This window comes from Pseudomonas sp. PAMC 25886, from assembly GCF_000242655.1.
In the GTDB taxonomy this organism is placed as follows: domain Bacteria; phylum Pseudomonadota; class Gammaproteobacteria; order Pseudomonadales; family Pseudomonadaceae; genus Aquipseudomonas.
This window is the reverse complement of sequence record NZ_AHHC01000045.1, coordinates 230,022-243,742: the sequence shown is the minus strand read 5'-3', so window position 1 is coordinate 243,742 and position 13,721 is coordinate 230,022. Positions and strand designations below refer to the sequence as shown.

At 63.0% G+C, this 13,721-nt stretch carries 10 protein-coding genes; 4 read left to right on the top strand and 6 right to left on the bottom strand.

The window, feature by feature from the left end:
- Positions 1-102: 102 nt before the first annotated feature.
- Positions 103-963, bottom strand: a complete 861-nt coding sequence (locus tag MUM_RS0115115) for a universal stress protein (protein ID WP_010171159.1) — start codon at positions 961-963, stop codon at positions 103-105.
- Between the two features lie 151 nt (positions 964-1,114).
- Between MUM_RS0115115 and MUM_RS0115110 the strand changes: the two genes are divergently transcribed.
- The gene (locus MUM_RS0115110) at positions 1,115-1,717 is read left to right on the top strand and encodes a tRNA-(ms[2]io[6]A)-hydroxylase (protein ID WP_008431008.1); all 603 of its coding nucleotides are present in this window, start codon (positions 1,115-1,117) and stop codon (positions 1,715-1,717) included.
- Here the strand turns inward: MUM_RS0115110 and MUM_RS0115105 are convergent.
- Entirely contained in the window at positions 1,673-2,872 is a 1,200-nt protein-coding gene (locus MUM_RS0115105; RefSeq protein WP_010171155.1) for an MFS transporter, read from the bottom strand. The genes MUM_RS0115110 and MUM_RS0115105 overlap by 45 nt on opposite strands.
- 154 nt (positions 2,873-3,026) lie before the next feature.
- Between MUM_RS0115105 and MUM_RS0115100 the strand changes: the two genes are divergently transcribed.
- A complete protein-coding gene (locus MUM_RS0115100; protein WP_010171153.1) occupies positions 3,027-3,734 on the top strand; it encodes a winged helix-turn-helix domain-containing protein in 708 nt (235 codons plus the stop codon).
- Complete coding sequence (locus MUM_RS0115095) at positions 3,735-5,012, top strand: ATP-binding protein (protein WP_010171151.1); 1,278 nt, start codon at positions 3,735-3,737, stop codon at positions 5,010-5,012.
- A 132-nt stretch (positions 5,013-5,144) separates the two neighbouring features.
- On the opposite strand, the gene MUM_RS0115090 is transcribed toward MUM_RS0115095, so the two are convergent.
- The 3 genes from MUM_RS0115090 to MUM_RS0115080 form a co-directional block, all read right to left on the bottom strand.
- Positions 5,145-5,948, bottom strand: a complete 804-nt coding sequence (locus MUM_RS0115090; RefSeq protein ID WP_010171149.1) for a MipA/OmpV family protein — start codon at positions 5,946-5,948, stop codon at positions 5,145-5,147.
- 6 nt (positions 5,949-5,954) lie between these two features.
- Positions 5,955-7,778: a serine hydrolase domain-containing protein gene (locus MUM_RS0115085; protein WP_010171147.1), complete on the bottom strand. Its 1,824-nt coding sequence runs from the start codon at positions 7,776-7,778 to the stop codon at positions 5,955-5,957.
- Positions 7,779-7,898: 120 nt separating this feature from the next.
- Positions 7,899-10,151: a tetratricopeptide repeat protein gene (locus tag MUM_RS0115080; protein WP_010171145.1), complete on the bottom strand. Its 2,253-nt coding sequence runs from the start codon at positions 10,149-10,151 to the stop codon at positions 7,899-7,901.
- Between the two features lie 195 nt (positions 10,152-10,346).
- Between MUM_RS0115080 and MUM_RS0115075 the strand changes: the two genes are divergently transcribed.
- Entirely contained in the window at positions 10,347-11,018 is a 672-nt protein-coding gene (locus MUM_RS0115075; protein ID WP_029615918.1) for a DUF3313 domain-containing protein, read from the top strand.
- Between the two features lie 72 nt (positions 11,019-11,090).
- On the opposite strand, the gene MUM_RS0115070 is transcribed toward MUM_RS0115075, so the two are convergent.
- Positions 11,091-13,583 carry a fused MFS/spermidine synthase gene (locus MUM_RS0115070; protein WP_010171141.1) on the bottom strand — a complete coding sequence of 831 codons (2,493 nt, stop codon included), beginning with the start codon at positions 13,581-13,583 and terminating at the stop codon, positions 11,091-11,093.
- Between the last annotated feature and the right edge of the window lie 138 nt (positions 13,584-13,721).

Here is a 13,721-nt window from a genome sequence, read left to right as displayed (position 1 = left end):
AGCCTTTTGGTTACTTTTGGGCTCCTTTCAAAAGTGACCCGCTGTAAGAGCGGAACCCATCGAAGCCATCACCCAAAAAACGGATATGCCCCCCCAAAAGCCTCACCCATTAGCCAGCTCTTCCAGATGATCCATCAACTCCTGCGGCTTAAGCACCAACACATCACTGTCCACCGCATCCAGCACCACCTCCGCCGTATTCCCGATCAACGCCCCGGAAATCCCGGTCCGCGCCACCGTACCGATAATGGTCACCGCCGCCTGCCACTTGTGCGCCGCATGAGGAATCAACACATCCGCCGGCCCTTCCTCGATATGCAGGTGGGTGTCATCAATATCAAACTCCGCCTGAAACGCCTTGCACTGCTCACGATACCGCGCCTCGATCGTCTCCTTGAGCTGAAACACCGGATCCGCCGCCGACAGCATCGGCGAAGGATGCGCACTGATCACATGCAACTGCGCCTTGGCCAGGCTGGCGATATCAAACCCGTGATCAATGATCGAATTATGCAGAGCCTGGTGCTCGGCATCGGAATTCCCCACGTCGATGGCCGCCAAAATTACCCCGCCCGCCCACGGTCTGGAGGTTTTCACCAGCAGAACGGGCGTAGGGCAGTAACGCATCAGCTTCCAGTCCGCCGGCGTCAACAGTGCTTTTTTCAGCGGGCTGTCAGCAAAGTGCTGCTTGACCACCAACCCACAACCCTCGGCCTGCTGCACGTCGATGATGGTTTCATGCAAGCTGTCATTCCACGCCTGTTCGGTGGTGACGCTGTAGCCATCCTCCTGCAAACCCGCCTTGAGCAGGCTCAACATCGCCGAATGCTCGTGCTTTTTGTCGCACACCAGCAAATGCAGGTGCGCCCCCGTTACCCCGGCAATCAGCTTGGCGCGCTTGAGGGCCAGGCTTTCCGAATGCTCGGGCTCGATGACCACCAGGATGCTGCGGATGGCTTGCATGGTCGGGTTCTCCAAAAAAGGTGGGCGTGGAACAACTATAGTTGCTGCCCGGCACACGTCATGTTGATGCACATCAAGCCCGGTGGCTGGCGGTCTGCGGCGTGGTCGGTATAATCGCGGCCCTTTTTGTGATTCTTTGCCCGTGAGCCCGATGAACCTGCCAGAAATCCACGAATTCCTCGGTTGCCGCACCCCCGACGGCTGGGTCCAGGCCGCGTTGGCCGACCAGGAAACCTTGCTGATCGACCACAAGAACTGTGAATTCAAGGCCGCCAGCACCGCCTTGAGCCTGATCGCCAAGTACCATTCCCATGTCGACCTGATCAACCTGATGTCGCGCCTGGCCCGTGAAGAACTGGTGCACCATGAGCAAGTCATGCGCCTGATGAAGAAGCGCAAGATCGAGCTGCGCCAGTTGTCTGCCGGCCGCTACGCGTCGGGTTTGCGCAAAGTGGTGCGCAGCCATGAACCGGTCAAGCTGGTGGACACCCTGGTGGTCGGTGCGTTTATCGAAGCCCGCAGTTGCGAGCGTTTCGAAGCACTGGTGCCGCATTTGGACGAAGAACTCGGCAAGTTTTACTTCGGCCTGCTGAAAAGCGAGGCCCGGCATTTCCAGGGTTACCTGAAACTGGCTTACCAGTACGGCGATGCCAAGGACATTGCCCAGGTCATCGACCGGGTGCGCGCCGCCGAGCAGGAGCTGATCGAGTCACCGGACGTCGAGTTCCGCTTTCACAGTGGCGTGCCAGCCTGACGCGACCGCTGCACCGATCAATGCGGTGATCCCGGCCAGCAGCAGGATCACCGTCTGCGTCCCCAGCGGCGCCGCCAGCAGCGCAATCAACAACCCGGCCACTGGCTGCGAGAGGTTGTTGAGCAAGGTCAATACACCCACCGTCTTGCCGAAGTCCCGGACCGGGATCACCCGTTGGCGGGTGCTGCGGATGTACACGTTGAACATCTTGTCGAAACCGGTCACCAGCAGGAAGCCCAGGGTATACGCCCATACGTTGGGGCTGATGGCGGTGATCAGCGCCCCCACGGCAATCATCGAATACGACAAACCGCCCAGTACCTTGAGCGGCAGGGACGCACGCGCCAGGTAGAACAGAATGACAATGGTCACCACCGCGCCCGCCGCCTGCAATCCGGCGTAGGTGTCTTTGCCGGCGGCGTATTGGCCGATGATCATCGCGGCGGAGGTCGCCAGGGTCACGCCGATGATCAGGTTCACGCCCACCGCCAGGGCAATGATCTTTTTCAACTCCGGCAGGTCGCGGATATGCCCGAAGGCGATACGCAGCGGTTGCAGCCAGATGTCATTGTGTTGCTCGAAAGTCTCCAGATTGACGGTGGTGTTGCGTTGCCAGATGCCCATGGCCAGGTCTGCCAGCAGGAACAACCCGGCAATCCCCATGACCACCCAGTGCCACGCCCACACCTCCAGCATCAGCGCCGCCACCAGGGGGCCCAGCACCAGCCCGGTCTGGTCGGCAATCTGCGAATAGGACAAGGTCTTGGCATAGCTGTAATGCTTGAAGATATGCGGCAGCAACACTTCCCGGGCCATGATGCCCTGGGTGGTCAACACGCCGCACAGGGCCGAAAGGATGACGATCCAGTAAATCCCGTCGAACATTCCGTACAGCAGCACCGCCGCCACACAGGCCAGTGCCCGGTAAACCTGGCTGATATGCAGGATGCGCACGGCGGGATATTTGTCGCACAACGCCCCGCACACCGGGAACGACAGGTAACGCGGCAAAGATTCGACGAAAAACGCGAGGCCGGCCCAGGACACACTGTTGGTGGTCTGGAACACGATCAACGGCACGATGAACAACAGAATCTGGTCAGCGAGGCGGGACAGGAACAACGACATGAAGAACGCCAGGTAATCCTTGCGCATACAACTCCCTGTGATGGCGTTAAAGATTGCAGGCTATTTGTTAAAAACTCTTAAAAGCATGAAGCTTCGTCGGCCAGTGATGGCCAGCTGCTTTAGTTGACCAGCTTGCCACCTATAATGCGCACACTTCAATCCGCGCGTGCACTGGAAATTTATGGATAACTTGGGTCTCGGCAAGGTCTTGCTCGTGGAGGACGATCAGAAGCTGGCAGGGCTGATTGCCCATTTCCTGTCCCAGCATGGCTTCGAGGTGTTGGCGGTGCACCGGGGCGACCTGGCACTGGCGGCTTTCCTGGAGTTCAAGCCCAAGATCGTCGTGCTCGACCTGATGCTGCCGGGCCAGAGCGGCCTGCATGTGTGCCGCGAAATTCGTAACGTGTCCGACACGCCTATCGTGATCCTTACCGCCAAGGAAGACGACCTGGACCATATCCTCGGCCTGGAGTCCGGCGCCGACGACTACGTGATCAAACCGATCAAACCGCCGGTGCTGCTGGCCCGCCTGCGTGCCCTGCAACGCCGCCAGACCCCGGAACCCACCGTGCGCGGCTCCCTTGAGTTCGGCCGGCTGGCCATCGACCGCAGTTGCCGGGTAGTCAGCCTGGGCGGCGAGAAGATCGACCTCACCACCATGGAATTCGAATTGCTGTGGTTGCTGGCAAGCTCTGCCGGGAAGATCCTCTCCCGCGATGACATTCTCAACCGCATGCGCGGGATCGCCTTCGACGGGCTCAACCGCAGCGTCGACGTGTACATCAGCAAGCTGCGCGGCAAGCTCAACGACAACCCCCGGGAACCGGTGTGCATCAAGACCATCTGGGGCAAGGGCTACCTGTTCAATCCGTTTGCGTGGGAGGTCTAGATGTTACGGCTGTTTCTGCGTCTGTATATCATCCTGGCCATTGGCCTGGCCGGGGCAATCTGGCTGGTGAACTACACCTTTGACGAGCTGCTGCCGGAGGCCAACGAAACCTACAACCGCGAGGCCCTGCGCGGCCCGGCGTATGGGCTGGTGGAGCAATTGCGCCCGGTGAAAGGGGACGCCCGGGCCGCACGCCTGGCCGAACTGCAACCGCACTATGGGCTGCGCCTGGCGCTGGTACAGCGTGACCAACTGGCGATGACCGAGCGTGAGAAACAGTTGCTGGCCGCCGGGCAGTTGTTGGTGCGGGGGGACTTCATGGAGTTCCTGGTGGATATCGATGGCGGCCCGCAAATGCTCGAAATCAAACTGCCGGAAGAACCCAAGTGGCTGTACATGTGGGCGTACGGTTTCCTCGGACTGTGCCTGGCGATTGTTTTGTATTTCTGGGTTCGGCCCCATTGGCGCGACCTGGAGCACATCCGCCTGGCGGCGCAACGTTTCGGCGACAACGACCTCGGCTCACGCATCCTGCTGCCGCGCCGCTCCACGGTGCGCGAGCTGGCGGGGCACTTCAACCAGATGGCCGAGCGCATCGAAAGCCTGATCGCCAATCAGCGCGAGTTGACCAACGCGGTCTCCCACGAGCTGCGCACGCCGATCGCGCGGTTGTCGTTTGAACTGGACCAGCTCAAGCAACAGGCCGACCCACGGCAAAGCCGCGCGCTGATCGAGGACATGTACGCCGACCTCGGCGAGCTGGAAGAAATGGTCTCGGAGCTGTTGACCTACGCCAGCCTGGAGCGTGGCGCCACGCAGATCACCCGGGAAAGCATCGAGGCCCACAGCTGGCTCGACAGCGTGATTGGCAGCGTCGCCCTGGAGGCCGAGGCGGAAGGGGTGCAGTTGTTGCTGCGCACCTGCGAAGTCGACTACATCCGCATCGAGCCGCGCTTTATGGCGCGGGCGGTGATCAACCTGTTGCGCAATGCGATTCGCTACGCCGACCGGCGCGTGGAAGTGTCACTGGTGAAGTTTGGTGCCGGCTATGAAGTGCGGGTGAATGACGACGGCCCGGGCGTGCCGGTGGAAGGGCGGGCGAAGATTTTCGAACCGTTCCTGCGCCTGGATGCCAGCCGCGACCGCCGTACCGGCGGCTTCGGCCTGGGCCTGGCACTGGTGCAGCGCGTGTGCCAGTGGCATGGCGGGCAGGTTGAAGTGCTGGACTCGGAGTGGGGCGGGGCGTCGTTCCGGATGACGTGGGCGTATGTGGAGTAACGAGTGAGGAACGATGGAGAACAGATGTGGGAGCTGGCTTGCCTGCGATAGCATCACCTCAGTCTCACTGAAAGACCGAGGTGCCTGCATCGCAGGCAAGCCAGCTCCCACATTATTGATTGGGTTACCCAATTAGAAGGTGTACTCGACCATCCCCATCACCGACGTCTGCAAGCGTCTCTCCACAATCGGGCTTTGGCCGGCCTTGTCGGCCAGGTACTGCACATCCAGCAACGTCGAGAATTTGGTGTGCTCGCTGATCGGCAAGCTCCACACCACATTCATGCCGTTGCTGATATTGCCGCCGCTGGCCTTGTAGGCCTTGAAGCGACTCTGCGCGGCCTGGCCGGTGGTGACGCCGTACCAGGTCTGCATGTAGTTGCTGTCGCCAAAATGGCTGCTGAGGCTGGCGTCCAGCGAACCGTAGTCGCCGTCATACAGGTTGGTGCCCAGGCTCAGCTCCAGATGGGTGAAGGCCTTGCCGGAATCCTTGTGATCGTCCTCCTTCAGCGCATGTTCCAGGGTCGCGCCGATAATCACCCCGCCCAGGTTATAGCTACCACTGACACCCACCTGAGCGCGGGTCTTGATCTCGCCCATGCCCTTGAGTTTCTTCGAGCCCGGCCGGCCGCTTTTGCTCTCGTCCTTGCGTGAGCTGCTGGCGCCGACGTAGGCACTGAAACTCGCGCCGCCGCCGTCATACCCCCAGCCCAGGCCCTTGTCGGTGTCGAGGAAAATCCCCCACGGGCTGACGATGGCCGCCCCCAGCACCGGCGCGGTCACCCGCTCGTCGCTGCCGCTGTAGCGGGGCAGGTTGGCCACGCCGGCCTTGAGGGTGTATTCCCAATCTTCGGCCCGCAGGGTGTCGGCGCTGGCCAGCAGGCACAGTGACGTCAGGGACAGGCACAGGGGTTTTGAACGCAGGAGGGTCTTCATGTGAGGTCAGAGGCTCAAGGGGTTGTGGGGAGAATCGGTACGTTTGAAGTGGTAGCCGGAGGCGCTCAGGCCGTTGACCTGGCGGCTCACGGTGTCGCCCAGGCCATAGCCGTTGCCGGCCAGTACCGCGTGGGCGTTGTCCACGGGCAGCAGGATGTAGTCGGTGAGTGGCTCGTCATGCAGTTGGCCGCGGATCACCAGGAAGCCGTTTTCCAGGCGCACGCTGATGCCGCTCAAGGGCGCGTCGGGCTCATGGGTGTTGAGCACCTGATAGGTGCCGATGGTGTCGGCCCAGGCGTTGCTCAGAGGCGTCGGTTCGATACGTTCGCCCACCGGCACCCGCTGGCCGTGGCTGCGGGCGGTGAGCATCTGGCGGCCTTGCACTGTCACCACATCCAGCTGTACGCGGCCCAACTCGCCGAGGTCCTTGAGCCAGAAACCCAGGAACTTCTGCTGTGCCCGCAGCCAGCCCTGGCCGTCGCGCAGCAGTTCGAAACGGGTGTCGGCCAACTCGCCATACAGCTTGCCGTTTTCGTCCTTGATGCGGAACACGCCCCAGGCCGTGGCATAGAAACCGGCCAGGCGCGTGCGGTCGATGGCAGCGGGCACCTGGCGAATTTTCAGCCCGTGGGTGGGTTCCTGGCAGTTATCGGCGCACACCGGGTTGCCGGTCTGGGCCTGAAGCATCAGGCGCAGGGTGTCGGTGGTCAGGGACACCACCAGCTCTTCGGCGTTGCTGTCGTTGGCCATCACGATCACGGCCAGTTGCTGGTCCGGCAGCATTGTCAGTTGCGCAGCGAAATCGTCGCCGCCACCACTGTGCTGATAGGTGCGGATGCCCGGGGCCACCGGCTCGTCACCGCAGGGCGCGAGAAACCATCCCAGGCCCATCTGGCAGTCGAAATCCAGGGCGTTGCCGGTGTTTTGTCGGGTGAACATTTCATCAATCGACGGGCTGCCCAGTACCTGTTTGTCTTTGTAGAGGCCCCGGGCAAAAAGCATGCGCACGTAGTGGCTGAGGTCTTTGGGGCTGGTCCACAACCCACCGGCGGCGAGGTCGCGTACCTGGGCGTCGGCGCTGGCAATGCCGTCTTCATAACCCCGTGCGCGGAAGCCCGGTTGCGTGCCGGTACCGACGAAGCTCGACTGGTTCATCTCCAGCGGCTTGAGCAGGCTGCTTTGCAACCGGGTTTCGAAGTCTTGCCCGCTGCTGCGCTCGATGGCAGCGCCGGCCAGGGCGTAGCCGAGGTTGGAGTAGGCCACCTGGGTGCCCGGTGGCGTGCTCAGCCACACCCCGGAAATGCGCATCGGCATCTGGCCCATGGCGAAGGTGTTGCGCACGTCCCGCAGGTGTTCACTGGGCAGCCCGGACTGGTGGCTGAGCAGGCGGCGCAGGGTGATGTCGCGGTCGGCGGCGGCCTGGTCGGAGTGAAAGCGCGAGCGTACGTAGAATTCCCGCAGGGTGTCCTGGATCGGGGCGTCGAGGTCCAGCCGCTGTTGCTCCACCAGTTGCAGGGCGGCGGTGGCGGTGAGCAGTTTGGAGAGGGCACCGGCGCGGAAGGCGGTGTTGGGGGTGACCGGTTTGCCCAGGGTTTTGTCGGCAACGCCAAACCCTTGGGCCCAGATCAGTTCCTGGCCGTTGACCAGGGCGATGGACAGGCCGGCGGTGCCTTGCCTGGCCATTTCAACGGGGATGCGTTTTTGCAGGTAGCGGATGATTGCGCTGTAGTCGCCTTTGGGGATGGGCGGCGGGGCCGGTGGCTGGCCATGGCAGCCGATGCTGCCCAGCAGGCAACCCAGCAGCGGGATACTGCGCAAAGTGCGAAACATGATGAGCACCCGAGGGGTGGTTTGGATGCTCGAATGCTAGGGGCGGCCCGTCCATGCGTCTTTGTGAGCTTTGTCGGGAAAGTGTCAAAGACTGTTAATAGGGGGCCGCCCCGGGCTGAGTTACTTCAATGCCGGGTCTCCAGGGTTAAGCTTCTTCCACGACTGCATCACCACCTGTGCCTTGGGCTCTTTTCCGTTCTCCAGGTAATACTGGATCAGCGACAGCCGCGCATTGCGGTTATACGGCTGCAACGCGAGCAGTTTTTCCAGCTGCTCACAGGCCTGGTCCACCTGCCCGCTGTCATGCAGCGCCACCGCCAGCACGTAGGTGTATTGCGGGTTCGCCGGCTCAAGGCGCGCAGCCTCGCGCAGATGCGGCATGGCGTTGGCCGTGTCCCCGGCGCGAATCAGCATCAGCCCCTGAGTGTGCTGCAACAGTGGCGCCTGCGGGTGCTGCTTGAGGTTGTCCGCGATCAGCGTGCGCGCCTCCTGGGCGCGACCATTGGCCTCCAGCCACTGCGCCAGGGTCACCAGCGCCGGGAAGAAATCCGGGTCGCGCAGCAGCGCGGTACGCAACTGCGCTTCCACTTTGTCGCCCCGACCGCTGGCCTGATACAGCATCGCCAGGTTGAGGTTGGCTTCGGCCCGCTCCAGCAAGCTCAACTGCACGTTTTCGTATTCCACGATCGCCTTGTCCCAGGCCGGCCCAAGGCCTTGCCCGGCGGCGCTCAACAGGTCCCGGGCGGCGATGATCCGAACCGCCAGCACCGGGTCCCGGAGCAGCGGCCCATACAAAGCGACCCGCTCAGGCGGCGGCAGAAACGCGCTGATCGCCCGCACCGCGCTCTCGCGCACTTGCGGCGCCGGGTTGCCGAGGTCCCGGGTCGCCAGTTTCAGCGCCTGTTCACTCGGGTAGTTGGGCAGTTCGGCGAGTAATGTCGCGCGCTGGATCGCCGGCAGGTTGTTGCGGGCCAGTTGGTCATACAAGGCCTGCGCCGCCCCCGGCTGACCGCCACGGATCAACACCATGCTCTCGGCGTAACGCGGCGCATGCTCGGGCTCGCTGGCACTCCAGAGCTTGAACTGCTCGCTGACCTTGTCCCCGGGCCGCGGAATGCTGAAGCTATGGTCATGCCGAAAGTCATTGCCCATGTAGAACTTGCCGGGCATATGACAATCGACACAGAACGAACCCGGTTCGCCGGCCGCGTGGCGGGTATGTTCCGGGGAGTCGTAATTCTTGGCCTGCAACCCGCGACCGTCCACCGTGGCCACGGCAGTTTTGCCTGCGGTGTTGTGGCATTGCAGGCACACGCCATTGCCTGGCGCCTTCAGCTCGGCGTTGTGGGGGTTGTGGCAGTCGCTGCAGCGCACACCCTTGTCCGCCATTTTGCTTTGGGCAAAGGAGCCGTGTTCGAACACTTCATCCTTGATCTTGCCGTCCAGCGCATACAGCTCGCGGGTCAGGACGCTGGGCAGGTAGTCGTCCATCAGGCGCTTGCCGACGGTATAGCCTTCCCCCAGCGGAGCGCGGCGGGCGTGGCAGCGGGCGCAGGTTTCGATCTCGACGGTGGCGTCCTTGTCTTTCAGGTCCACGGCAAAGCCTGCGTGCAGCAGGTCACCTTTTTTCGCCGCCCACGCCACGTGGTTCGACGCCGGGCCATGGCACGCCTGGCAGCCAACGCCCAGGCTGTTCCACTGGCTGTCGAAGCTGTTTTTGGCGACGTCGAAATTGCGTTTGTAGCCGGTGGTGTGGCATTCCACGCACATGAAGTTGGCGTTCTGGCTGGGTTTGCTCCAGTGCAGCGGGTTCTTGAAGTTCACGCCCTGGCCGGGGTAGAGGTGGAACCAGCGGTTTTTCTGCGTATCCCAGGCCACGCCCAGGGCTTGCAGGCGCCCGTCACCAACCTCGATCAGGTACTGCTGCAACGGTGCGATGCCGAAGGTATAGGCCACCTTGAAGTCCGCAGCCTTGCCGTCGGCACCGGGCGTGTGGACCCAGAATTCATCGCCCCGGCGCGAGAACCGGGTGGTCTCGCCTTCGCTGCTGAACGACACATCGTTGAAGTCGGCTGGCACCGTCTCGGGCGTGGCCGCCTGCATTGCCAACTGGTGGTGCGAGCCTTGCCAGTCCTTGACCTGATCCTGGTGGCAGCCCTGGCATTGCTGCTCATCGACCATTGCCGCCGCCGGCACAACGGCCACCGGCTTGGCCACGGGCGCAGGGGGCGGCACCGGCAGCGTGGGCGTACTGGACTGGAGGAAAAACCAGATCCCGGCCATGGCCAACAGCAACAGGGCGATCACGACGGGGTACAGGTAACGGCTGGATGAATCACGGTGAGGTACGGCTTTATGGTCAGGCTTGGGCATTACGACTTCCGATGTCCGATGCATTGACGCTCTAACGGCGCGCTTAAGCTTCGTGCAGCTTTGACGTTGAGCGCATGCCTGTCAAATCCGTGCTGTGAAATAGCTCCCAACCTGCCACGCGGGGCGGGCGATTTTTCCAGAGTTGGCTATACCTACAGCTCAGTGTTCCTTCGATGACAGCCAGGGAGTTCGACGATGAAGCTAGGACTAATGATCGGCACGGTGTGCATTGCCTCGATCGGGGTGGTGGGGTGTTCCAGCAAGGTGACGCAGCCGGATGAATACTCCGGGTTTCTCTCCGACTACAGCCACCTGAAGGAGGCCAAGTCACCGTCAGGCGCTGAGGTAATGCGTTGGGTAGATCCCGACCTGAACCTGAGCCGGTATACCGCGGTGTACATCGAGCCCACCCAGTACTACCCCAAGCCGCAAGCCACCACCAAGATTCCGGACAGCACCTTGCAGGGCATCAACACCTACTACAACCAGGCGCTCAAGCGTGAGCTGGAAAAATCCCTGCCACTGGCCAACGGGCCTGGCCCGGGCGTGATCGTGGTGCGGGCGGCGATCACGGCCGTCAGCAGCAAGACCGAAAGCCTCAAGCCGTATGAGTACATTCCCGTGGCCCTGGTGGCCGCAGCGGTGAGCACCGGCACCGGCATTCGTGACCAGGAAACCACCCTGGGCACCGAAGCCCAGTTCCTCGATGGCGACAGCGGCAAAGTAGTCGCCCAGGTCGTGCGCAAAGGCACCGGCAAGCCGTTGTCGAACGACTCCCAGGTGATGAAGGCCGATGACGTGAAGAGCGTCATCGACGGCTGGGCTTCGGACCTGCATCAGTCGTACCTGAAGCTTAAAAAGGGTTAAGCCTCACAGGTGAACCCGACGTTGCAGCGCAGTGGCAGGCAGTCGTCACTCCGCTGCGGCGGCAGGGTGAAACTATTGGCCTATAAACCAGCGGTAGTAAGGGTTGGCGCTGTCTTGTTGCAACACCGCCTGGATATCCCGGCCCCAGGCGGCACGGTCGCCGTCGTAGGCATGCAGGCTGGCACGATAGAACTGCATCAGGCGTTGTTGCTCGCTGGCCAGCGTGCGTGCGAACGCCGGGTCTGCATTCAACAGTGGCGCCGGTACACGCAAGTCCAGCAACGCTGGCAGCACCCGGGCGATTTCCTTGCTGCGTACCCAGGGGGCGTATTCGATGCGCGGCTGGTCGTCGGTGACCGGTAACGCACTCCCGGCAAAACGCTCCAGGCCCTGGCGGTCGGTGACCCAGGTGGCGAGCAGGGTGGCGGCCGAATCGATGCCCACATCGCCCAAGGCGCTGCTGACGGTGGGTTGCTCAAAGCGCTGGCGAATCCGTGTGGCATCCAGCGTGATGGGCGCCATGGAGCCCACCAGCAGCATTTCGTGGAACTCACTGGTCCACAGCGTCGCGTACGGGAACACGTCGAGGAAACTGCGCACCAGCGACTGCGAGTCCTCGATGTTTTGCGTCGGCAACGGTAGCCACTGGGCCAGCAGGCCGTTTTTTTCCAGGCGCCGGGCGGCCAGTTGGTAGAAGTCGCGGGAATACAGGTTGACCACGCCGGCTGCCGACGGCGGCGGTGGTTCGAGGGTGATCAGGTCGTAGGCCTGCGGGTTGCGCAGCAGTTCCTGGCGACCGTCCCGCAGGCGCACCTCCACGCCCGGGTCAGCGGCTGCATTGAAGTTGCCCTTGAACAGCGGCGCCGCCTGGATCACCGATGGCAGCAACTCGGCCACCACCCGGTGTTCCAGCCCGGGATAGCGCAACAAGGCCCCGGCGGTAATTCCGGTGCCGAAGCCGATCACCAGCGCCGAACGCGGTTCGCCGGTGTGAATCAGCAGTGGCAGCAGCGCCTGGATACGCATATAGCGCAGGGACGGCATGGCGTCGCCGGTGTTGGACACACCCTGGATGTACAGGCGCTGAAAGCTCCGCGCGCCCTGGCCCTGGGTGACCACGGCGACGGTGGCGCCACGGCCTTCCTGATAAAACGCCAGGCTCGCATTGCGCGCCCCGGGCAGCAACTTGGCCAGGCGGTCCACCGGGGTCAGCAGCGCCACGGCCAGTGACAGCAAACCGAGGGCGACCACCGCCTGGCGCCGGCCTTTCTTCACCCCGTGACCACGGCGTACGGCCATGTAACCGACGGCACCGGCAACCACCGCCAGCAAACCGAGGGTACGCACCAGCCCCAGCCAGGGAATCAGCACAAAACCACAGAGCATCACCCCGACAATCCCGCCCAGCGTATTGAACGCCACCACCGCACCCACATCCCGCCCGACGTGTTGGCTGCCCACACTCAAGCGCAGGGCCAGGGGAAACGCCGCGCCAAGCAACAGGGTCGGTACAAACACGATGCACAGCGCTGCCACTGCAAAGCGCGCGCTCATGCCGGGCAGTTCGGCGCCGCCCAGGCTCAGCACCAGGGCTTCGGCCTGGGTTTGCAGGAGCACCAGCCAGCGGCCCAGCAGGGCGATTTCCAGCAGGGCCACCAGCCCGGCACCGGCGATCAGCAGGCCGAACACGCCCCAGGGATCACGGATGCGTTCCACCCGGCGCGCCATCAGTTGGCTGCCGATGAACAGCCCGGCCAGGTAGGTGGCGAGCACCACCGCAAACGCATAGGTGCGGGTACTCATGAATTGCACGATGGATTGCGACCACACCACCTCATAACCCAGGGCCACGCCGCCGGCGATCGCGTAGAGGACTAGAGCCAGGCGCGCTGGCTGGGTGTCATGGGTGTGGGTTAACGGCGCGGGCGTGTGCTGTCGCACATACAGCAGCGCGCCGACGGCGGCCAGCAGGTTGAGCATCGCGGCCACCAGGGCACTGCCGCGCACGCCAAACGTGGCGATCAGCACGAAGGCGGTGAGCAGGGTGCCGGCAATCGCTCCCGCCGTGTTGGCCGCGTACAGGCGGCCGCCGGCCTGGCCCAGGGCTTTGGGGTCGATGTCCAGCGAGCGCACCAGCACCGGCAAGGTGCCGCCCATCAGCAGCGCCGGAATGCCCACCAGTACAAACGGCAGCACCCAGGCCAGCAGGCCGATATGTTGCTCCAGCCAGGCAAACGGGCTGGCCGCCATGCTTAGGGCGACAGTGGCGCCCACGCCGAGCACGGCGACAAGAATTTCGAGGATTGCATACAGCAGCAGCGGTCGCGACAGGCGATCCGCCCAGCGTCCGAACAGCAAGCCACCCAGCGCCAGCCCGGCAAAAAATCCGCTGATGCCGGTGGTGATGGCGTACACCTCCACCCCCACGACCAGCGACAGTTGCTTGATCCACAACACCTGGTACACCAGCGCGGCCATGCCGGAGATGAACAGCAGCAGGGCGGGGATCAGGGTGGTGGACGTGTGAGCCAGTGCAGCGGGTTTGCTGGCGGTGCGTGACGACATTGAAAATAGCCTTGTAGGGAACACGGATCAAAATGTGGCGAAAGAGATTGTTGTGGTGAGGGGGCTTGTTGTGGTGAGGGGGCTTGCCCCCCGTTGGGCTGCGAAGCGGCCCCAAAGCATGCAACGAAGTGCTGCCTG